We start from the raw sequence: 21,021 nt of genomic DNA on the forward strand, positions 1-21,021 counted from the left end.
TATGAATTGATTGTTTCTGCTATATGGCCTGTTGATTTCCGCTCCGGGCACTCGCTTTCCGCGGGGAGGTCCTGGAGCCTCCTCGGCGCTATGGCGCCTGTGGGGTCTCCAGTGACCTCTATATCCCGCAGGAGTCAAGTGCCCTCCGCTCCAATCAACAGGGAGACAAACTAACCTAAGGAATTGCAACACACTTTTTCTAGAAGAATTGTAAAACCTATATATTTTGTCAATTAATCGTAGAAGGTAGTCGTCTGGAACTAATTCATCAATAAAAACGAATTCATATTCATAATGGCTTATTTAAAAAATTTATTAGTTAGTTGAAGGTCTTTAATAAAAAACACTCTGTTGATTGGAACGGAAGGCGCGAAGACTCCTGCGGGAGTGCGGGGCTGGGGAGACCCCGCAGGAGCAAAGCGACGAGGAGGCTCCCCGGCACGCCCGCGGAAAGCGAAGCGCCTGGAGTACAAATCAACAGACCTATTGAAAGCGTAATAAATTAATAATGTTATAACGGATTGAGTCACCAAATATTGCTGACTTTTTTCTATTTTAAGAAAGAGATATTTTTGAAAAGTAATCGATAACAAATTGCCGAAATTGCTTGGCCGCATCAGAGTGAAATCGCCTTTTTGACCAGCCTAAACCAATTGTTCTTTGACAATTTGGTTCAATGATTTGGAGCTTGTGTGAAAAAGGATTTAAGTTATGCACCCACGACAATTCTGACACAAAGGCAATTCCAAGGCCTTGTCTAACAAGATCACCTATTACCCCTGGTTCATCCCCTTCGAAGGCAATATTTGGAACAAACCCGGCTTGCCGGCAAAATTCATCGGTTAGATTCCGGAATCCATAACCTGTATTCATACTGATAAACGGCTCCTCCTTTACTTCAGAAAGATAAACCTTTTCCCGATTGGCCAGTCGATGTTGCGGCGGAACAATTAAATAAATTTCTTCGGTGATTAGCGGTTCCCAAACAAGCTCATCCCCTTCTATTGGAACGGAAGAAATACAAAAGTCAATTTCTGCCTTTTCAAGCTGGCGTTTCATGGAGGAAGTAGATTCTAAAACCTGCTGAAATTTAACATCTGGCGATTGCTTTAAAAACGAACTTAACAAATCCGGCAAAACTCTTGGAATGCTGACGGCCAATGTTATTTGATTTTGGCTCCTATCTGCTAATTCCACAATTTCTCTTTTTCCTTCATTCAACTCCAGAAAGGCCCGGTCCACTCGTTCTAGAAACAGTTTACCAAAAGCATTTAAACTGATTTGCCTATTAGCCCGATCGAATAACGGCACACCGAGATCTTCTTCTAAACGGGATATCGTTTTACTTAAAGATGGCTGGGCAATCTTAAGTTCTTCTGCTGCCCGAGTCATATGCTCAAGCCTGGCAACAGTTTGGAAATACTTTAGCTGCAACAGCTCCATGCTTAGTCCACCTTCTCACATAGATTAAAGACTATTAATTTATAGATAATTATATATTATACATTATATCAAAAAGTATTTATCATATTGGTTATGTTAAAAAATTACGATATTAGGGGGAAATATGAAGGGGATCAATTTAGTATTCAGAGATCTAAAAGCGATGTGGCATCATAAGCATGGCCGAATCGCGTTAATTTTTCTTCTAATCGTGCCATTAATTTATTCCAGCTTTTTTATCGCTGGATATTGGAATCCATATGGCCGATTAGACCAGCTTCCAGTAGCTGTAGTGAATTTAGATAAAGGGGGTATGATGGATAACCGCACCATTGACGCGGGAGAAGAATTTGTTAATAACCTAAAAGAAAACAAGGATTTGAACTTCCAGTTTGTATCAGAAAAAAAGGCAAATCAAGGACTTAAAGACGGAGATTACTACATGGTCCTGACCATTCCGAAGGATTTTTCACAAAATGTAAGTACCTTAATGGATGAACATCCCAAGCCTGCCAAACTGATGTATAAAACGAATCCTGGTAATAACTTTGTTGCCTCACAGATTAGCACGACCGCAACGGAAAAAATGAAAACAAAAATTGCGGCCAGTATCACAAAATCCTATGCAGATGGCGTTTTTGCTAAATTCCAAGAGGTAGCACAAGGATTACGTGCTGCCGGTGAAGGGGCAACTGAATTATATCAAGGGACCAGCGATGCCAAAAATGGAATGGTTACATTATCGGATGGAATTGAGCGTTTATACGATGGCTCTGAGCAACTAAAGGAAGGAAGCAGTAAACTATCCAGCGGCCAGCAGAAATTAGCACAAGGGTTAGAAAGAATTCAGGACAGTACCCAACAATTGTCCACCGGATTAACGAAACTGACAGATGGACATGCATCCTTAGAAGCAGGTGCGGCTCATTTACTTGATGGTACAAATACCTGGGCTGATGGAAGTAAGAAGCAGGCTCAAGGACTGACACAAGCGAAAAGCACAGCCTATAGTCTTAAAACAAAGCTTGAAGAGTTCATGCAAAATCATCCTGAAGCAAAAGATGACCCAGATTTCCAGCAAATCATCGGAACAGCAAACAGTTTAGCCCAAGAATCAGACTCACTTAACACTGGGCAAACTCAGCTTGCGGCAGGTGCTGAAGAAATTGCCTTGGGAGCATCCAAGCTTAATGCTGGAATGAAGCAATTTGGTCCAAAAATGCAAGAAGCTGCTGTTGGTGCCAAACAAATTTCCGATGGAACGGTTCAATTTACGAGCGGATTTGCTCAATGGGAGAAAGGCTTCTCATCCTTAAATCAAGGGATTGCTGATCTATCAAAAGGCGGTTCTCGGTTAGGTGATGGTTCCAATCAATTGCTTAACGGCCTCGGCCAATTAACAGCTGGTTCGAATGAATTATCGACCAAATTAAATGATGCAGCTCAAAAAACATCCAATGTGCACAGTAATGACCAATTAACATCGATGTTCTCTGAGCCTGTTAAATTAGTAGAATCAAAATTATCCAATGTTCCAAACTATGGTATAGGGATTACTCCTTATTTTCTTTCGCTTGCCTTTTATGTCGGCGGAATCATGGCCGCCAATATTCTGCCATTAGGACGCAGGCAGGACCTAAAGGTTAATGGAACTGTACACTTTATCAATAAACTTGCCCTTAAGTACTCTATTGGGCTAATTCAAGCCATCATTGTTGATTTGGTTATCTTGTTTGGATTTAAAGTACATGTGGCGAGCATTCCGATGTTTTTATTATCAAGTATTATTGTTTCCTTTACATTTATGACCTTTATATTAATGCTAGTGACGTTATTCGGAGTAGCAGGAAAGTTCTTAGCTGTCACATTTTTAGTGCTTCAGTTGGCCACCTGCGGCGGCACTTTCCCTGGTGAATTAGGCAACCCTGTTCTTAGTAAGATAGGAAGTGTTCTGCCTATGGCACACTCTTTACGGGGATTCCAGGATGTCATTACATTAGGAGATTGGGCACAGCTCGGGCACCAAATCATGATCTTAATCTTTTATTTAGTTATTGCTGGCGGAGTTACTTGGATCACGAGCCATGTGCAGCATTCCAAATCTACGGTCGATGCCGCACATTAAAAATATCAAAACAAGCAAAAAAGCAGTGCGATTTCACGACAGAAATCGCACTACTCCCAAAAATCAGCAGCTTTACTTATTGCCGAAATCCCCTGAAAATTGCTTTACCACTGCTTGTACTTCCTCTAATTTTTCTGGTTTCAAAAGGCTAATCATCTTCGGGATAAACTGTTGAATATCATCTTGAGAAAAAGTGCCTTCGTTTTGTTTCCTGAAGTTTTCTGTAAGTACTGCTTTTGCTTCATCCTCTTTGCCTTCTTGCACTCTTTGTAAAATAAAATTTAAAAACATTTCTTGTCCTTGCTTGTCCATTTTTTTTGCCTCCTAAAAATTTAAATGATTCACTTTTTCTTTTGATTCTCGATATCGGAATCTGCTTCAACAAATAATCTAAGTGCTGTAAGCTTATTTTCCCAAAATAGTTCAAAATATTGGAGCCAATCTTTTAGTTCAAATAGTGGCTCAGGTTCTAGCTTGTACCTTGTTTCCCTGCCGACTTTCCGTTCTTTAACCAGTCCCGCATCTGCTAGAACCCTAAGGTGCTTAGAAACAGCTGTCCGGCTTATCGGATAATGTTCACTGATAGCTGTAACAGGCAATTCTTGATTGCTTAAAAGTTTTAATAAGCTCCTGCGGGTCGGATCAGCAATGGCTTGAAAGACATCATGCTTTGCTGAAGAAGCAACCATTTACGCCTCAACATATCCTTGCAATTTTTTAACAAGTCCTGCCCAGCCTTGGTTCATGTTTTCGCGAATTGGAGCATGCGGTGCACCAAATTCGGTTGCTTTATTAATATCCCAGCCGCCATGGATTAAGGTAAACTCTGTTTTTCCGTCAAGTTCTTTTAATTCAAACGTTAAAGTCCAATCTTTACCCCAATTGAAAGAAAGACGGTTAGGTGGATCGACTTCTGTGACTTTACAAGGTGACATTCCGAACTGACCAGCATTTAAATGAAATTCATGACCTTCTACCGGTTTCATATCATTGGGCATGAACCACGCTGTAAGACCTTCTGAGGTAGCTACGGCTTCCCAAACTTTATTAATGGGAGCATTATAAATCAACGTATACTTAATATCCTCTAATGTTTGTTGTGTATCATTTGCCACTTGTAAATCCTCCTCAAATTTCTTAAACAAGCCAAATACGAAACCATCTGGTTTCACAATTAAAATAATATAACACCATTTGGTTTCATGTCAATCGTTTTTTTAAGGCTTTGATATTGATTCATGTTGTTTTGGAATCTAGGTTACCCTAATCCCTCATTCATCTCGGTTACAGTCACATAGACCCGTTCTAGGTTACCCTATTTCTCCTTTTATTCAGTTTTCGGTCACGTAGACCCTTTTTGTATTAAGGAAAATGCTCTTTTTTTAAACTGAAAGGAATCTGAAAACAACAATATCAACTTACAGAACCTTTCCAAAAGTAAAAAGGCGACTCCACAATAAGTAAAGTCACCAAAAAGATTCTTTTCATGCAAAGCAGAGGTTGGGATATTAAATTTCTCTTCTTTGATTACTATATAACAAGGCTTGGGCAATTCCAGTAAAATACTCTGACTCCCTAATTATATGATTTAAAACGACCTTTGCTGTTGCGTTGCTGCTAACGGCCGCACTCTCTGTTTTAATTTGCTCACACAGTCTAATAAACGATAAACTCTGCTGCAAACAATATGAGACAAGCTGAAGAACATGCTGATACAGATCATACGTCACATTTGATCCAGACCGAATAACTGTTTCAATGTAACCAATAACCTGATGATGGGTTTCTCCCAAGGCCGTTTCCCACTTTTTCAGAGCATCAACAAACTCCGGCTCCAATTCCTTTACAAGTTCCCGGATCACAACAGTATGCTCTTCCTCTTGATGCTTCCAAAACTCCGCTTCATCAAGTATTCGCAGCGGCATTTGATCACCATAATAAAATTGCATGAACATCTTCTCCCTTGTCTCTATCACTTCAATTTATGGGAAAGGCAAAATAAATATTACATTCGTTCGGTATTTAAAAATAATAAAATAATATCTGAGGTAGTTATATGGAAATGAATCAATTTTTACGAAGCATCTATTTAAAGAGGGAAGAAGTCCCTTCATTTAAAAAATATCCATTTAATCTACCAAGTTTCAAAAAATTAAATGAACTATCATGTTTTTGAGGATAAAAATAGAATGCTTCATCATTTGTTAAAGGGAAATTAAAAGGAGCTCTGTATCCAGAGCTCTACTGAACAATATTTTTCCCGTAAAATATTTCGTCCATTTCCAGCTTTAATCTTTCTGTAATTTCAATGTGTTCATCAGGAGTTAATTTATCCTTCGTATAACCAAATAAATAATTATTTAAATCAAATTCACGCAGTTTGCATTTCGTATGAAAAATATTTTCCTGATAGACATTAACATCAATCATATCGAACAATTCGCCTACATCATCAGGTATGTAATTTTGGATGGAGCTGATTTCATGATCGATAAATAGCTTGTGTCCCGTTTTGTCTCTTGTAAAGCCGCGTACTCGGTAATCGATCGTCATAACGTCAGTTTCAAACGAGCGAATAAGATAATGTAGTGCCTTAAGCGGGGATATTTCACCGCAGGTTGAAACATCAATATCGGCCCTAAATGTACTTATTCCTTCATCAGGATGAAATTCAGGGTATGTATGAACCGTAATATGACTCTTATCTAATTGCATCACCACAGATTCCGGCAAAGGGCCAGGAGATTCCTCGAATGCTTCTTCTGGGGCGTTTGCTGCAACAGGTCCTTCAGATACAAGCAAGGTGACGCTTGCACCTGCCGGCTCAAAATCCTGGCTGGCAACATTTAAAACATGTGCCCCAATAATATCGGAAACATGTTTCAATATATTTTGCAATCTTTCCGCACTATATTGCTCATCAATGTACTTTAGATAAGCCTCACGCTCTTCCCGGGTTCTCGTAAAGCAAATATCATACATATTAAAACTTAGAGATTTAGTAAGGTTATTAAAGCCGTGTAATTCAATTGCCTGCTCATGTGTCAGTTTCATGAACGCTGTCCCCCTAAGATAAAAAGGTAATTATCGCAAGTAAATATTATTAATTTACCCATAGTTCCTTTTTTTATGGAAAACTAATATTGCATGGTAAAAGATACTAATTCCCCTCATAATTCTTCCATTCCTGTGGAAAATAATTGAAGATGAGGTGAAAGAATGAGAAAGTATTTTTGGATTTTAATCGTGTTATTTTTACTCGTTCCCAATATGTCACATGCTGCACCAATTGAAAACAAAGTCAAAGTTGCCTTCTATAGAGATGGACTTGTATGGCTTAAAATGAATGGGAAGGAAACAAGAATCACAAAAGATCCCTCCGAGCATTCCTATCAGCCGCAATGGTCCCATGATGGTAAATGGATTTTGTATCAAATTGATCCTAGGAAAAAGCCAAACCCTAACTCGGATTCGCATTCTGAAATATGGGTTTATAATGTCGAAACAAAAAACTATATTAGAATCACAAGTGACGGGACGAATCCAAAGTGGTCTCCAGTTGAAAATATTGTTGCTTTTAAAAGCGGATGGGTTTTAAACGTCTCGAACCTTGAACATTTTTATAACATTGCTTTAGGTGTTGGGGATTATAATTGGTATCCGGATGGAAAATCCTTCGTTACAGCCTCAAGTGCTTCCTTAAGGCCGGATGGATGGACAAATCCGATTCTATTTAAAATCGGACTCGAAAAGGATTTTGCTAAAATGACAAGCTTTACTAAAAACGTGAAGCAGATATTTACTATTCCCAATGAACTAAAAAAAGGAAATGTCAACATGGTAGCGTTTGATGCCTGGGATTTTCTTTTTTCCTCTGATGGTAACTGGGTTTCCTTTATTGTTAGTCCCCCGACTGCCTCATGGGCGATGGACAGCAATATGGTTTGTGTTATTGGTGCTGACGGGCAAAATTTTGCGGTATTAGATGAAACCATAAATGAGGGGAATTCTCCCAAATGGGCATACTCCCAAAATCTATTAGGATATATTGCCGGCGGCGGAAGAATTGTCTTAGGCTTTAAGAATAAAGATATGAAAATTACCGAAATGCCTGTCTTTAAATCGACAACCCTTACACCAGCTCATTTTGCAGAAATGGGTTTTACATGGAAGGATGACAATTCTCTTTATGTTTCAAGGGTTAAGGAAACGGATTGGTCCAATGAGGCAAAGAATCGACCAGATCCTTCTCTATTTATGATCAAAATAAAAGAACAAACTCAATCCCAAATTACACATCCTCCTAAAGATTTCGGTGATTATCAGCCTCAATACATTGCCGTCGCCAACAAATTAACCTGGCTGCGAAAAAGGGATATCGCCGACTTTCATATGCAGGATTTATGGATTTCCGATTCCAATGGTCAAAATGAAAAATTGTGGATTAAAAATATTCAGACATATGATTTTTTTGCAGAAAAGAAATAACGAAAAGCAGCCAATTGGCTGCTTTTTCACTTTACTTGATAGTCTTTTAATAATTCCACTTCTTCATCCGTTAATTCCCTGTATTCGCCAAGCTCAAGTGTCTCATCCAACGCAAGCGGACCCATTGAAATCCTTTGCAAGTAGACGACTCTTTTTCCGACCGCTTGGAACATTCTTTTTACCTGATGGAATTTTCCTTCGGTGATGGTCAACTCAATATCCGAACGAATTCCCGATTTTAAGATTTTCAAATCGCCTGGTTTTGTTTCATAACCGTCATCCAATGTGACTCCTTTGGCAAATGCCTCCACATCTTCCTCCGTTACTTCCCTGTCAATGACAGCAAAATAGGTTTTGGGAACATGCTTTTTAGGGGAAAGCAATCGATGCGCCAATTGGCCGTCATTGGTAATTAACAGTAAACCCTCTGTATCCTTATCCAGCCTGCCTACCGGAAATGGCTCATAGACTTGATCTTCAAGCTCCAATAAATCGATGACTGTTTCACCTTGATTATCCTCCGTTGCTGATAAAACTCCTGGAGGCTTGTTCATCATTAAATAAATAAACTCTTTATATTCAATGACTTCACCGTTTAAGGTGACTGTTTGTATGCTTGGGTCAACATGCTGTTTAGCATCCTTCACAATCGCATCGTCCACCTTAACGGCACCGCTTTTTAGCAGCTGTTTGACCTCTTTCCGGCTCCCGTAGCCGAGATTAGCCAGCATTTTGTCAATTCTCAAGGGTTCCCCTCCTTCCTGGTAATTTTAATTTTGTCATTAATCGATCTATCCTATCACCAAATAGACGTCTCGCAAGACCTGATTTTAGCCCTAGGTAAAAATAGATTCCGGCTCCAACACCAGCACTGATTAGGATAATCAACACAGATTGTACTTTCGAGGCTGGTGAAAGGAATAGTAATAATAATTTATACACGATTTCTGTCCCTACCCACATCATTCCCGCAAAGAAAATAATTAACAAGCTTCTCCTCCATACAAGGCGGAATGGATAGCGAGCGAACAATTTTATAACGATTAAATTAATGATAATCGCTGCGGTATAACCTAAGGTTGTCGCTAAGACGGCTCCTTTTGTTTCCATCATTTTTATTAAAGGAATATTTAAGGTTAATTTTATTAATAAGCCAACCAGCAGGCTTAAAATAGTATAGCGCTGCTCATTAATTCCCTGTAGAATTGCGGCTGTAACAGAATAAAGGGAAAAGAGAATAGCCACTGGAGCATAAACCCTTAATACTCCTGCCCCTAGTAAATCATGCTGATAAAATGCCGTGTACACCGGCTCTGCTAATAACGATAACCCAATAGCCGCCGGTAAAGTTAAAAATAATAGAACCTGAAAGGTTTGGTTAAGCTGTCGGTTTAGGCTATTTCTATCCCCTTCAATGAAAGCCTTTGTTATACTTGGTACAAGTGTTAACGAAAAGGCAGTCGCAAGTGAGACAGGTATGATGACGATTTTATGTGATTCAAAATTCAAAATAGAGAAAAAGGATTCCGCTAATTTTGGCGCCTTCCCTATTTCGGCCATTGCCTTACTAAAGGTGAATTGGTCAATGGCTTGAAATAATGGATTGGCAATCCCCACCAATACAAATGGAAAGGCCGAGATAAAGATTTCTTTATATATTTCTTTAAGGGAAATATCCATTGTTCCTTTATCATGTTGAAGCAACTCGTCTAAATAAGGCTTCCTTTTGTACCAATACCAAAATAAAACCAGCAGTCCTCCGATTGCCCCAATAAACGCAGCAAACGTAGCTACACTAACAGCCGTAACCATTTTTCCATTAAAAATATGCAATACAACATATGCGCCCAGCAGAGTAAATGTAATTCGGACAATTTGCTCTACTACTTGTGAAAGAGCAGATGGCCCCATCGATTGATGACCTTGAAAATAGCCGCGGATTAAACTCATAAACGGGACAACGATTAAGGCAAAACTCACTGCACGCATGACGGTTGTAACTTCTGATAAATTCGCCTGTTTATCGCCGCTAATGCTCATTTCCGCTAATGTTGGTGATGCAAAATACATAACTAGGAATGCAAAAAAACCGGTTAATAACATAACCATTAGGCCTGATTTGAATAATTTCCGGCCGACCGCATATTCCTCAAGGGCATTGTATTTTGAAATAAACTTTGAGACAGCAAGCGGGACGCCTGCAGTTGCGACACTTATAAAAATGGTGTATGGAACATAGGAAAATTGATAAAGGGTCGTCCCTGACCGACCGACTATTTGGAAGAATGGAATAACGTAAATTAATCCAAGAATTTTCGATAGTATTGTTCCAAATGTTAAAATAAATGTTCCTCTTAAAAGCTTAGATTGCATAGAATCCCTTCCTACCCGAAGAAATACGTGCGCTTTTTCACAATAGAAATTTCGACTTTTTTTGCACACTATTAGTAGTTTACAACTCTTTTCCCTCTGATGCTACTAACAACCAAGTTAAATTTGTGAAAAATCGTTTATTTTCACCATGAAATGTTTATAATGAGGTGAATCTATTTAAAGTTGGTGCAATTATGGAATTTGATGTCATTGTCATTGGCGGCGGCCCTTCTGGTTTAATGGCAGCCATTGCTGCGGGTGAAAAAAGGGCTAAGGTGCTGTTAATTGATAAAGGGGACAAGCTGGGAAGAAAGCTTGCGATTTCCGGCGGCGGACGTTGTAATGTAACTAATCGCCTGCCCGTAGAAGAAATCATTAAGCACTTGCCTGGTAACGGCAAGTTTTTGTATAGTGCTTTCTCTATTTTCAATAATGAAGATATTATTAAGTTCTTTGAGGGATTAGGAATCGCATTAAAGGAAGAAGATCATGGGCGGATGTTCCCAATATCTGATAAAGCACAGTCTGTCGTTGATGCTTTATTAACTCAATTGGAAAAACTTCGGGTGAAGGTTTTTAAAAATAGCCCTGTAGCAGATGTTTTGTATGAAAATGGTCATGTTTCAGGAGTAATGTTAAGGGACGGACAAAAAATTGGGGCAAAATCCATTGTCATTGCCGTTGGAGGCAAGTCTGTTCCTCATACAGGATCAACTGGAGATGGCTATGCCTGGGCGGAAAAAGCAGGACATACGGTTACAGAACTGTTTCCAACGGAGGTTCCGGTCACGTCAAGTGAACCATTTATTCGAGATAAATCGCTGCAAGGGCTTTCTTTAAGAGATATTGACCTAAGTGTGTTAAATCCAAAAGGGAAGCCGCTCATTTCTCACCGGATGGATATGATTTTTACCCATTTTGGAATCAGCGGTCCAGCGGTACTCCGCTGCAGTCAGTTCGTTGTGAAAGCATTGAAAAAGTGGAATCTGAAAGAAGTAACGATGAGCCTTGACGCTCTTCCTGATAAAAAAGAAGAGGAACTATTTCAAGAAATTGTGAAGCTTGTAAAAAAGGAACCTAAGAAAAGTATCAAGAACACTTTGAAAGGACTGCTTCCAGAACGATATCTACTTTTTCTATTAGAGCAAAATGGAATTGATGCCACGGAACAAGGCGGCACGATTTCCAATGAAAAATTCCGCAGTTTTGCAAAAAGCTGCAAGCAATTTATGATTAAAGTTAATGGAACCCTTCCTTTGGAAAAAGCTTTCGTAACGGGCGGCGGGGTTTCCGTAAAAGAAATCGAACCGCAGACAATGGGCTCAAAATTCACAAGTGGCCTTTATTTTTGCGGTGAAATACTAGATATTCATGGTTACACTGGCGGATATAATATCACCTCTGCTCTTGTAACGGGAAGATTGGCTGGAACCAACGCTGCCCTGGACACAAGAAAAGCGTAAGCGCCTTGACCAGCTTCGACGAGCAACCTCGAGGGGCTAGGGGCTGGAGCTGGACAATTCTCGAAGTCGAAATTTATACTTTCAATTAAAAAAAGGCCTGATGTCAAAAATCAGGCCTTATATATAATCATCGCTGAAAAACAATAAATTTGTTCTTCCTCTTCTTCTTCTGTCATCGCAGCCACATTATATTTAATATCTAATAGACTCTTTTCATCCAACCCTCGTAAAAAATGATTCATTTCCTTTTCTAAATCCTTTTCATGCTCGCGATCAAACAATTTGACCTGTATCATGGTACTCTCCCTTTCTTTTTTTCTACCATTATCACCATTTTTCTGAATTTTAAAAATTAATCTCTTAAAAAAGTTAAGTTTATTTTAAGTTTGAGCTTGTAAATTATTTTCTAGAAAGACATTTTCAAGTTTGAAAGGAGCTTTGGCAATGGATAAAAAACAAAAAATCTCTTGGGGAGTCAGCTTTGGCAGCCTGGCATTAGTCGCTGGGATGGTCTCTTATCTTGGATTATCAAATGGATTTAACACTAATAATAAAGTTGCCATCAATCAGGGACAACCCTCTAACAATAATTCAAATCAACAGACTCAAGACAATTCTAATTTCGGGCAGCAACCAGAACAAGGCAGTTCGTGGGGAGGAGATAGTCAATTTAATCAAAACGATCAAGGGACTGTTGATAATTTTGACAGCAATAATCAATTTGGCAATAGCAGCGGGCAAGATCAATTTTCAAATGAAGGCGGTCATGATTTTGGACATCATGGCGGGTTTGATACAACAACGGGTGGAACCTAATGTATAACTATCAATTTAACTCTTTGAGTACGATCGTAAAGATTTCAATTAGCCGTGAGCTGTTTGCGAATAATTTGATGCCGGTTTATAAATTGTTTGAAGGTGTAGAGGATACTTGCAGCCGTTTCAAAGAGGATAGTGAACTTTCGCTCCTTAACCAGAAAATTGGAAAAGAGACGGCTATTTCAGCAGACATGTTTTCAATATTGACAATGGCTGAGAGCTTTTATAAAGAAACGTATGGAATATTTAATCCAGGTGTTTTAACGGCACTTGAAAGCAGCGGTTATTCTAAATCTATTGAATCCATTAGAGGGCAAAAGCTAGAAATAGCTTCCCCCTCAGCGATTGCTGCTATAAACCCTTTTACTTTAAATGAAAATTTGCAGTCGGTTATTCTTCATACCAAAATCGACCTTGGAGGGATTGCCAAGGGCTGGGTCATTGACAAGGCCTCCAAGCTTTTAGACGATAAAATGTGCTTTGGGTTTATCAATGTTGGCGGGGATATTCGCATTTTTGGTTCTTTGCCACGGCAATTGAACATTGGAATTGAGAATCCATTTGAAAATACAAAAATCATTTCTTCTATCCAGGTAAAAGATGGGGCGCTGGCAACGTCTACTTCCATGAAAAGAAAGTGGAACCTAAATGGTAAACAGGCACATCACTTAATCGATTCCCGTACCGGAAAACCTTCTGAAAGCGGGATTGTATCGGCAACAGTTACGGCTCCAACTGCCCTGGAAGCAGATGTTTGGGCCAAAACAGCCCTATTATTAGGTGAAGAAAAAGGAAAAGAATGGTTAATAAAAAAAGGGTGCTTAGCCGTTTTGATTAATAAAGACGGAGAAATTTGGGAAGTTGGCGTTCGGAATGGAAATGTTTGAATGGTATATGATTAGAGCGACGGGTACAGTAGCCTACCTATTATTATACTTATCGGTGCTCATTGGACTTTACACTCAAGTTCAAAAAAAGCGCAAACGTAATGTAGCTGTTCCGTTGGTTTTGCATGAATCGCTTGCGAATTGGGCGTTGTTTCTTACCCTAGGCCATGTTAGTTTCTTGTTGATTGATACTTATATATCTTTTAATTGGGTTGAAGTATTGATTCCTTTTAATACAGACTATAAGCCGCTGCCAATGGCCTTGGGGATTTTCTCCTTATATTTCTTGATCATGACAATTGTCACCTCAAAAATGAGGAAAAAAATCGGCTATCAGAAATGGCGGAAATTACATGCCCTTAATCCGATTCTGTATTTATTCGTTACGATTCACGGCCTTTTTATTGGAACGGATTTTCAGGCAGTGGTGATTGCAGCTGTTAATATTATTCCTACTATACTTATAGTTTTCATGGTGCAAAAGAGTAAACCAAAACTTGAGGTCTCTCCATAAAGGCAAGTAAAAACCGATTCCAAATGGAATCGGTTATTTTGTTTCACCTGTCCAGTTCAGCATTCCGCCAACCATATTGCGGACTTTGTAGCCCTGGTCTTGCAGATAATGGCAAACATTCCCGCTGCGTCCGCTTGAGCGGCAGATAAAAATATATTCTTTATCCTTGTCAAAATAATCGAGGTTGGCAGGTATGTCTCCCATGCGAATATGCTTTGCACCTGGAATCATTCCAGAAGCAACCTCTTCATCTTCTCTTACATCAACAAGCTCTAGTTTTTCCCCAGCTTCTAGCTTCTTCTGTAATTCCTCAGGTGTAATTGTTTGAATTTCTTCCATCCCACTCATCCTTTCAGAAAAACATCCCCCCTAAAGAAGGAGGATGCTTAAAAGTATTAGTTTGCTACAATATTAACTAGTTTGCCCGGAACCGTAATAACTTTACGAATTGTTTTTCCTTCGATTTGTTCCTTCACACGGTCATCATCCATGGCAATCCCTTCTAATGCCTCTTTACTTGCATCAGTTGGCACCATAAGCTTTGTTTTCACCTTACCGTTGACTTGGATGACAATTTCAACTTCCTCATCCACTAGCTTAGCTTCATCATATGCTGGCCAGGCTTCGTAGGAAATCGTGCCGCTGCGCCCTAGTTTTTCCCATAGCTCTTCAGCAATATGAGGACTAACCGGTGCAAGCATTTTGACGAATCCTTCAACGTAATTTTTAGGTAGCACTGTTGATTTATAGGCTTCATTGATGAAAACCATCATTTGTGAAATGGCGGTATTAAATCTTAATCCTTCATAATCTTCGGTAACCTTTTTCACTGTTTGATGGTAGACCTTTTCTAAATTCGAAGCTTCTATATCCTGCTGAATTTTTGGACTTAACTCCCCATTTTCCTCTACGAATAATCGCCAGATTCGATCTAGGAAGCGGCGGGAACCATCCAAGCCGTTTGTCGACCAAGCAATCGATGCATCAAGCGGTCCCATAAACATTTCATATAAGCGAAGGGTATCTGCACCGTGACTATCGATGATATCATCCGGATTAACAACATTTCCTTTTGATTTACTCATTTTTTCATTGCCTTCGCCTAAGATCATTCCTTGGTTGAATAACTTTTGGAATGGCTCTTTTGTAGGAACCACACCGATATCATACAAGAATTTATGCCAGAAGCGGGCATATAACAAGTGAAGAACGGCGTGTTCAGCTCCGCCAATGTAAATATCAACCGGTAACCAATGATTTAGTTTTTCTGGTGAAGCTAGGGCCTCACTATTTTTTGGATCAATATAACGTAAATAGTACCAGCAGCTGCCAGCCCATTGTGGCATTGTATTGGTTTCACGGCGGCCTTTCTTGCCGGTTTCCGGATCGACAACATTTACCCATTCAGCAATATTGGCAAGTGGTGATTCACCTGTTCCTGATGGTTTGATGTCCTTCGTTTTTGGTAACATCAATGGAAGCTGGTCTTCCGGTACGGCTGTCATCGTTCCATCTTCCCAATGAATAATTGGAATCGGCTCGCCCCAGTAGCGCTGACGGCTAAATAACCAATCGCGCAGGCGGTACGTTACCTTTTTCGTACCGATACCTTTTTCTTCTAACCAGGCAATCATTTTAGAAATCGCTTCTTCTTTATTTAACCCATTTAAGAAGTCAGAGTTGATGTGTTCACCATCGCCAGTATAGGCTTCTTTTTCAATATCGCCGCCTGCTACAACCGCTTTAATTGGCAGCCCAAATTCTTTAGCAAATTCATAGTCGCGCTCATCGTGTGCTGGTACCGCCATAATGGCACCTGTTCCGTAGCTGACTAATACATAATCAGCAATCCAGATTGGCATTTTTTCGCCATTTGCTGGATTGATTGCGTAAGCACCCGTAAATACACCTGTTTTCTCTTTCGCAAGGTCTGTACGCTCAAGGTCGCTTTTTAACTTTACCTTATCTAAGTAGGCGTCAACTGCTGAGCGCTGCTCAGAGGTTGTAATTTTATCTACAAAAGTATGCTCAGGAGCAAGCACCGCATAGGTAGCACCAAAAAGAGTATCCGGACGTGTGGTAAACACAGTGAAGGTTTCCTCGTGCCCCTCAATAGAGAAAGTTACTTCGGCACCTTCAGACCGGCCAATCCAATTGCGCTGCATTTCTTTCAAGCTTTCCGGCCAATCAAGTTCCTCAAGGTCTTCAAGTAAACGATCACCGTATGCAGTAATTTTAAGCATCCACTGCTTCATCGGACGACGTTCAACAGGGTGTCCGCCGCGTTCACTTTTACCATCGATGACTTCTTCATTGGCAAGTACAGTACCTAATGCTGGGCACCAGTTCACCGCTACCTCATCGATATAAGCAAGTCCCTTTTCCCAAAGCTTTAAGAAAATCCATTGTGTCCATTTATAATATTCAGGATCGGTTGTATTTACTTCACGATCCCAATCGTACGAGAAACCTAATGCTTTAATTTGTCTGCGGAAGGTATTGATATTTTGCTCGGTAAATTCTGCCGGGTCGTTTCCAGTATCAAGGGCATATTGCTCTGCTGGAAGGCCGAATGCGTCCCAGCCCATTGGGTGAAGAACGTTGTAACCTTGCATCCGCTTCATTCGTGAAAGAATGTCGGTTGCTGTATAGCCTTCTGGATGACCCACATGAAGACCGGCTCCTGATGGATATGGAAACATATCTAAAGCGTAAAATTTCCGCTTATCATATTCTTCGCTTGTTTTAAAGGTTTTTTCTTCTTCCCATTTCTTTTGCCACTTCTTTTCGATTTGCTGATGATCGAAACTCATTGTCTGTTCCTCCTTAAAGTAAAAGCGGAAGCGCCTTGACCAGCCCCGACAAGCATAAGACGAGCCGGCGGGAAGGTTGCTTTTTAACCTTCTCGACGGATTGGCTTAGACCAAAGAGGGGCTAGGCGCTGTAGCTAGATAAAAAAAAAATAAAAAACCCCTCATCCCAAAAAGGGACGAGAGGATTGTATATGTATCTCCCGCGGTACCACCCACATTAGTGTTTAAACACTCGCTTCATTATCCTTAACGCGGTAAACGGCAAACATTACTTTAGATTCATGCTTGCGACTCATAGGCGAGTTCATGATGTACCCGGTTGACTTTCACCAGCCGTCAACTCTCTAAATGCGGATAGGGACCATTACTACTCCTAATCACTGTTTTTTCAATATAAAAGTATTACGGTTATTGTATTAAATTTCCCAACAATTTGCAAGTAAAGCCGCTGCCTAATTTCATAATGGACAACAAATTTCCCTTTTAAACCTCAAAACCTTTCGTCCACCCCACGTGGACAAATCATTGGATTTGTCCACGGACGGTGCCTGACACCCTTAAATTTCGGTCGTATAAAAGGGTCGTGACGATTGCAATGAGGAATAATCCAATTAATAAGGTAAACAGGGCTGACATGCTATATAAATCTACAAGCATTCCGCCTAAAAGCGGGCCAATCATTCTGCCTCCGGTTGCGGTGCTATTGACGATTCCCTGGTAAAAGCCTTCCCTGCCCTTTGGTGCCAAACTGAAGGCAACTGTCGGGACTGCGGGCCAGATGAACATTTCCCCAATTGTTAAGATAATCATAGCGACTAGAAAACCTGAAAAGGCGCTGGCATTCCCTGCAACAATAAATGAGATAATAAAAATGCCAATTCCAATGAGTATTTGAAGCTTTAATGATGAAGAAAGAAATTTCAACCCCCCATTTAAAAGGGGTTGACCTAGAACAATAATCGCTCCATTAATTGTCCATAAAAAACTGTATTGCGTTAAGGTTATATTGATTTCCTGCGTATAGGAAGCGATCGTAGTAGTCCACTGAACATATGCTACCCAGCATAGTAAGTAGCCTAAGCAAAGAATCATTAATGCCTGAAGATTTGCCTTGGATTTTATTCCTTTTTCCGCCTCTGCTTTATTTTCTTGTTTCTCCGAATCTACTAAAATGCTTTTATACCCGAAAACGGCAATAAGCAGGAAGATCACATACATAACCATATTGGCAAGAAAAATGAGCTGAAATGAGTAATCTGCCACTAGTCCCCCTAGTGCAGCACCTACTGCTACACCAAGATTTTGCGCGACATAAAGGGCATTAAATGACTTTCTTCCGCCTTCTTTCCATACTGAGCCTGCCATCGCATACATGGAGGGAAAAATAATTCCTGTTCCAAAGCCTACAATCGTTAGAAAAACAACATATTCCGGCCAGCCATGCCAAAAGGTTAATCCGACAAGGGCTGCAAGTGAAATAAAGATTCCTAGAAGAATTGATTTATAGCCGCCTATTTTATCAAATAAATGGCCGCCGTATAAATTTCCGATGACATTTGCCCCTGCATTCAACATCAGAACAATTCCAGCAACCGATAAGGATTTTCCTAAATGATCGTGAATATAGATGGTATTTAAAGGCCATAAAAAAGAAGAGCCGATTACATTCACTGCCATCCCGATAATTAAAAGCCATAAGGCACGTGGCATGAAAATACGCTCCTTTATCATAAAATTATTTCGATATCCTTGGTAATTTTAGACCTTTTTCATTTTCAATGCAATCTTTTTCTTCATTGACACCTTGCCACAATTTTGACAAAATAACACAAGAAAACACTGCTTTTAAAAGAGAAACAGTGTTTTCAATGTTCATATTATTCTCAGGCTCTTTCTCGATTTTCTTATTCCTTCATGGCGGGACGAATAAGAGATATAGGGAAAGGGTCTATTTTTTTACAGGGACTGCCGGCACTACTGGTGCTTGAGCAGGGAAGTAGCTGTTTACAGCCTTGTCTTTTTTCTTTTCATTCACTTTTTCTTCCAGTACTGCTTTTTTCACTTTTTCAATTTCCTTATCAATCTCCTCCATATTGACGCCTTTTTTGACTAGCTCTTCCGTCGCTAAGCGGATTGCTTTGTTGGACTGCTCAATTGAAATCCTTAGCGAATCCATCGAACCTTGCGGGTTGTGGAAGCCGGCAGAGTTTTCAGCAGCAACAATATCCCAGTACCATTGACCCTGGCGTACATATTCCTGAGCTTGTTTTATTTTATCCTTGTTTACACCAGACGTAATCATTTTGTTTACATAATAGTGTGAGGTGGTTGAAACCTCTTGAGCTTCATGTAAGGCACTTACGTTTGCATCTTGAATTTCAAGAACGCGGTCTTTTAGTTTGTCCAAATCACGGTCACCGTGGCACTGGCCGCAAGAGGTTTGCATGGTTTTAAGTGGTGATGTCCACCAGTGTGAGGTGATTTTTCTTTTTCCATCTACACGCTCATATGGCATATGACAATCAGCGCAGGATACATTTGCTTTTCCGTGTGTTCCTGACATATGGGTTTCATACTCAGGATGCTGCGATTTTAACATTGGTGCTCCTGAAATATTGCTGATCCAATCTTTTTCAAACCCATTCTGTTTGGCAATCGTATTATAGTATTCATACATATCCTCTGGCTTGAAGCCCTTCGTCCATGGGAAAGTAACTTCACTGTTTTTTGCAGAAAAATAATACTCAACATGGCACTGACCACATACGTAGCTGCGCATTTCGTTCTTCGTTGGGTTGGAAACATCAACACCTTGTGCTTTCAGTGCTTTAAAGAAGCTTGGCCGCGTTACACGTAAATCCATTGTTTTGGGATCATGGCAATCAGAACAGCCTATTGGCGAGTGACCCATGGCCTCCCCTTTTGGCCAAATCTCCTTGTTAAAATTTGCTCCCCAATAGTGGTCACCCATTTCTTCAATCATTTTTGGCACTGCTGTAGATTTACATGTATAACAAGATCCAACTGATTTATCAGTAATACGTTTAATGCTGCGAATATCTTCTAGGGCATAAGTATGGCCGCGTTCTTCATTATACTCTGTTGCAAATCCATATCCGTTAAATAGGATTGGCAAGAGCGGCTCTTTATCTGCTCCATATTTGCTGACTTTTAAAGAACCACCGTAGGTTGTGTCTTCCATTTTTTCATTTTTCTTATAGCTGTTATATTGCAGCGGGAATAATTTTTTAAACGCTTCATTGCTAATTTCGTCCTCAGATAGGCCCGTTGTCTTTTGACCTGCTGCAGAGGCTGTTTTCTCACCGGATTCATGACCACACCCGGATATGATCAATACCATTGCAACCAGGAAAAGATATGCCACAAATCTTAACCTTCCCATTTTTAAAATCCTCCCCTTTTCTCTAATAACTCTCCTGATTTAGCTGGCTCTTTATAATAATCATCCTTAAAGCCTTTTCCATGCGGTACGGTTTTGTGACAGGAAACACAGCTATCCTTAGCATCATGTGATACATTCGTAATTGTACTTTTGTGGCAGGAGATACAGTTTTCATTAATGACTTTCATTGTTCTGTCTGTTGCATGAATGACGTCTGGAATATCCTCTGTGCCTAAGGAGTTGTAGTACACATGTGTCATCCCAGCCCGACCCTTGAAAAATAGCTTTTTTGCTATATTCTCGTGGGGAAGATGGCAGTCATTGCAGGACAATTTCGCGTGAGTTGAGTCCATGAATGAAGTATAAACCGATTGCATCGTGTGACAGTTTTGACAAAAGCCCGGTGAATCTGTGTAGGCCATGGTTTTTACAGTTACCAGCGATAAAAATACTCCGCCTAACAGAGCTATAACAACTAAGAGCTTTTTGTCGATTTTAAGAAGTTTTTTAATCATCTCTTCACCTCCCATAAAGATCTTTTTCTCTTTTTATTGTTAAAGTACCTAAGTACCTTAATCCAAATTTGACAACGAAAACTGTTAGAGGTTAATGGATGTGGAAAATTTGTGAACGGATTCACATAATAATTCGAAAAAAGGTGCTAGCAAACAAACGTTTATCTAGCAAAAAGTG

20 protein-coding genes and 1 other annotated feature are annotated in these 21,021 nt (G+C 40.0%); of the genes, 6 read left to right on the forward strand and 14 right to left on the reverse strand.

From position 1 onward, the window contains the following. Positions 1-555 precede the first annotated feature (555 nt). A complete protein-coding gene (locus V7161_RS19950; protein ID WP_335714646.1) occupies positions 556-1,443 on the reverse strand; it encodes a LysR family transcriptional regulator in 888 nt (295 codons plus the stop codon). A gap of 124 nt (positions 1,444-1,567) precedes the next feature. On the opposite strand from V7161_RS19950, the gene V7161_RS19955 reads away from it, so the two are divergent. Then, on the forward strand, positions 1,568-3,568 hold the full coding sequence (locus V7161_RS19955; protein WP_335714647.1) for a YhgE/Pip domain-containing protein: 2,001 nt from the start codon (positions 1,568-1,570) through the stop codon (positions 3,566-3,568). A gap of 72 nt (positions 3,569-3,640) precedes the next feature. On the opposite strand, the gene V7161_RS19960 is transcribed toward V7161_RS19955, so the two are convergent. The 5 genes from V7161_RS19960 to speD form a co-directional block, all read right to left on the reverse strand. Then, positions 3,641-3,880 (reverse strand): hypothetical protein, encoded by a 240-nt coding sequence (locus V7161_RS19960; RefSeq protein WP_223595710.1) that lies wholly within the window; start codon positions 3,878-3,880, stop codon positions 3,641-3,643. Between the two features lie 29 nt (positions 3,881-3,909). Further along, the gene (locus V7161_RS19965; protein WP_223595711.1) at positions 3,910-4,257 is read right to left on the reverse strand and encodes an ArsR/SmtB family transcription factor; all 348 of its coding nucleotides are present in this window, start codon (positions 4,255-4,257) and stop codon (positions 3,910-3,912) included. Next, positions 4,258-4,683 carry an SRPBCC family protein gene (locus V7161_RS19970; RefSeq protein ID WP_335714648.1) on the reverse strand — a complete coding sequence of 142 codons (426 nt, stop codon included), beginning with the start codon at positions 4,681-4,683 and terminating at the stop codon, positions 4,258-4,260. Between the two features lie 393 nt (positions 4,684-5,076). Further along, positions 5,077-5,517, reverse strand: a complete 441-nt coding sequence (locus V7161_RS19975) for a DUF2935 domain-containing protein (RefSeq protein WP_335714649.1) — start codon at positions 5,515-5,517, stop codon at positions 5,077-5,079. A gap of 292 nt (positions 5,518-5,809) precedes the next feature. Then, a complete protein-coding gene (gene speD / locus V7161_RS19980; protein ID WP_335714650.1) occupies positions 5,810-6,622 on the reverse strand; it encodes an adenosylmethionine decarboxylase in 813 nt (270 codons plus the stop codon). A gap of 165 nt (positions 6,623-6,787) precedes the next feature. Between speD and V7161_RS19985 the strand changes: the two genes are divergently transcribed. Then, complete coding sequence (locus V7161_RS19985) at positions 6,788-8,056, forward strand: TolB family protein (RefSeq protein WP_335714651.1); 1,269 nt, start codon at positions 6,788-6,790, stop codon at positions 8,054-8,056. 26 nt (positions 8,057-8,082) lie between these two features. Here the strand turns inward: V7161_RS19985 and V7161_RS19990 are convergent, their stop codons facing one another. Together V7161_RS19990 and V7161_RS19995 are read right to left on the reverse strand one after the other, a co-directional pair. Next, complete coding sequence (locus V7161_RS19990; RefSeq protein ID WP_335714652.1) at positions 8,083-8,802, reverse strand: pseudouridine synthase; 720 nt, start codon at positions 8,800-8,802, stop codon at positions 8,083-8,085. Beyond that, complete coding sequence (locus tag V7161_RS19995) at positions 8,792-10,429, reverse strand: putative polysaccharide biosynthesis protein (protein WP_335714653.1); 1,638 nt, start codon at positions 10,427-10,429, stop codon at positions 8,792-8,794. Before V7161_RS19995 ends, V7161_RS19990 begins: the two co-directional genes overlap by 11 nt. 194 nt (positions 10,430-10,623) lie before the next feature. On the opposite strand from V7161_RS19995, the gene V7161_RS20000 reads away from it, so the two are divergent. Beyond that, the gene (locus V7161_RS20000) at positions 10,624-11,892 is read left to right on the forward strand and encodes an NAD(P)/FAD-dependent oxidoreductase (RefSeq protein WP_335714654.1); all 1,269 of its coding nucleotides are present in this window, start codon (positions 10,624-10,626) and stop codon (positions 11,890-11,892) included. 110 nt (positions 11,893-12,002) lie between these two features. Here V7161_RS20000 and V7161_RS20005 read toward each other — a convergent pair whose 3' ends face one another. After that, positions 12,003-12,188: a sporulation protein Cse60 gene (locus V7161_RS20005; protein ID WP_223595723.1), complete on the reverse strand. Its 186-nt coding sequence runs from the start codon at positions 12,186-12,188 to the stop codon at positions 12,003-12,005. 148 nt (positions 12,189-12,336) lie between these two features. On the opposite strand from V7161_RS20005, the gene V7161_RS20010 reads away from it, so the two are divergent. From V7161_RS20010 to V7161_RS20020, 3 genes are read left to right on the forward strand one after another with little or no spacing between them, the layout of a single operon-like run. After that, positions 12,337-12,708 (forward strand): hypothetical protein, encoded by a 372-nt coding sequence (locus tag V7161_RS20010; RefSeq protein WP_335714655.1) that lies wholly within the window; start codon positions 12,337-12,339, stop codon positions 12,706-12,708. After that, a complete protein-coding gene (locus tag V7161_RS20015; protein WP_335714656.1) occupies positions 12,708-13,598 on the forward strand; it encodes an FAD:protein FMN transferase in 891 nt (296 codons plus the stop codon). The genes V7161_RS20010 and V7161_RS20015 overlap by 1 nt, the downstream gene beginning before the upstream one ends. Then, positions 13,585-14,112, forward strand: coding sequence for a ferric reductase-like transmembrane domain-containing protein (locus tag V7161_RS20020; RefSeq protein WP_335714657.1), 528 nt, complete (start codon positions 13,585-13,587; stop codon positions 14,110-14,112). The genes V7161_RS20015 and V7161_RS20020 overlap by 14 nt, the downstream gene beginning before the upstream one ends. A gap of 33 nt (positions 14,113-14,145) precedes the next feature. Here V7161_RS20020 and V7161_RS20025 read toward each other — a convergent pair whose 3' ends face one another. The 5 genes from V7161_RS20025 to V7161_RS20045 all read right to left on the reverse strand — a co-directional run bounded on the left by V7161_RS20025 (position 14,146) and on the right by V7161_RS20045 (position 20,843). Further along, the gene (locus V7161_RS20025; RefSeq protein ID WP_335714658.1) at positions 14,146-14,451 is read right to left on the reverse strand and encodes a rhodanese-like domain-containing protein; all 306 of its coding nucleotides are present in this window, start codon (positions 14,449-14,451) and stop codon (positions 14,146-14,148) included. Between the two features lie 56 nt (positions 14,452-14,507). Beyond that, on the reverse strand, positions 14,508-16,925 hold the full coding sequence (leuS, locus tag V7161_RS20030; RefSeq protein WP_335714659.1) for a leucine--tRNA ligase: 2,418 nt from the start codon (positions 16,923-16,925) through the stop codon (positions 14,508-14,510). Between the two features lie 169 nt (positions 16,926-17,094). Beyond that, positions 17,095-17,315: a binding site (T-box leader), on the reverse strand. Positions 17,316-17,447: 132 nt separating this feature from the next. Continuing rightward, complete coding sequence (locus V7161_RS20035) at positions 17,448-18,635, reverse strand: MDR family MFS transporter (protein ID WP_335714660.1); 1,188 nt, start codon at positions 18,633-18,635, stop codon at positions 17,448-17,450. Positions 18,636-18,873: 238 nt separating this feature from the next. After that, positions 18,874-20,328 carry an ammonia-forming cytochrome c nitrite reductase subunit c552 gene (locus tag V7161_RS20040; protein WP_335714661.1) on the reverse strand — a complete coding sequence of 485 codons (1,455 nt, stop codon included), beginning with the start codon at positions 20,326-20,328 and terminating at the stop codon, positions 18,874-18,876. A 2-nt stretch (positions 20,329-20,330) separates the two neighbouring features. After that, on the reverse strand, positions 20,331-20,843 hold the full coding sequence (locus V7161_RS20045) for a NapC/NirT family cytochrome c (RefSeq protein WP_335714662.1): 513 nt from the start codon (positions 20,841-20,843) through the stop codon (positions 20,331-20,333). Between the last annotated feature and the right edge of the window lie 178 nt (positions 20,844-21,021).

The sequence above is a fragment of the Neobacillus drentensis genome (assembly GCF_036965425.1).
Classification (GTDB): domain Bacteria; phylum Bacillota; class Bacilli; order Bacillales; family Cytobacillaceae; genus Neobacillus; species Neobacillus drentensis_F.

Bases quoted from the DNA above. Each gene is read 5' to 3' on its own strand.
- V7161_RS20045 (WP_335714662.1), bottom strand. From the start codon at position 20,843: ATGATTAAAAAACTTCTTAAAATCGACAAAAAGCTCTTAGTTGTTATA.
- V7161_RS19975 (WP_335714649.1), bottom strand. From the start codon at position 5,517: ATGCAATTTTATTATGGTGATCAAATGCCGCTGCGAATACTTGATGAA.
- V7161_RS20010 (WP_335714655.1), top strand. From the start codon at position 12,337: ATGGATAAAAAACAAAAAATCTCTTGGGGAGTCAGCTTTGGCAGCCTG.
- V7161_RS19995 (WP_335714653.1), bottom strand. From the start codon at position 10,429: ATGCAATCTAAGCTTTTAAGAGGAACATTTATTTTAACATTTGGAACA.
- V7161_RS20000 (WP_335714654.1), top strand. From the start codon at position 10,624: ATGGAATTTGATGTCATTGTCATTGGCGGCGGCCCTTCTGGTTTAATG.
- V7161_RS20040 (WP_335714661.1), bottom strand. From the start codon at position 20,328: ATGGGAAGGTTAAGATTTGTGGCATATCTTTTCCTGGTTGCAATGGTA.
- speD (WP_335714650.1), bottom strand. From the start codon at position 6,622: ATGAAACTGACACATGAGCAGGCAATTGAATTACACGGCTTTAATAAC.
- V7161_RS20015 (WP_335714656.1), top strand. From the start codon at position 12,708: ATGTATAACTATCAATTTAACTCTTTGAGTACGATCGTAAAGATTTCA.
- V7161_RS19950 (WP_335714646.1), bottom strand. From the start codon at position 1,443: ATGGAGCTGTTGCAGCTAAAGTATTTCCAAACTGTTGCCAGGCTTGAG.
- leuS (WP_335714659.1), bottom strand. From the start codon at position 16,925: ATGAGTTTCGATCATCAGCAAATCGAAAAGAAGTGGCAAAAGAAATGG.
- V7161_RS20025 (WP_335714658.1), bottom strand. From the start codon at position 14,451: ATGGAAGAAATTCAAACAATTACACCTGAGGAATTACAGAAGAAGCTA.
- V7161_RS19955 (WP_335714647.1), top strand. From the start codon at position 1,568: ATGAAGGGGATCAATTTAGTATTCAGAGATCTAAAAGCGATGTGGCAT.
- V7161_RS19965 (WP_223595711.1), bottom strand. From the start codon at position 4,257: ATGGTTGCTTCTTCAGCAAAGCATGATGTCTTTCAAGCCATTGCTGAT.
- V7161_RS20020 (WP_335714657.1), top strand. From the start codon at position 13,585: ATGGAAATGTTTGAATGGTATATGATTAGAGCGACGGGTACAGTAGCC.
- V7161_RS19960 (WP_223595710.1), bottom strand. From the start codon at position 3,880: ATGGACAAGCAAGGACAAGAAATGTTTTTAAATTTTATTTTACAAAGA.
- V7161_RS20005 (WP_223595723.1), bottom strand. From the start codon at position 12,188: ATGATACAGGTCAAATTGTTTGATCGCGAGCATGAAAAGGATTTAGAA.
- V7161_RS20035 (WP_335714660.1), bottom strand. From the start codon at position 18,635: ATGCCACGTGCCTTATGGCTTTTAATTATCGGGATGGCAGTGAATGTA.
- V7161_RS19985 (WP_335714651.1), top strand. From the start codon at position 6,788: ATGAGAAAGTATTTTTGGATTTTAATCGTGTTATTTTTACTCGTTCCC.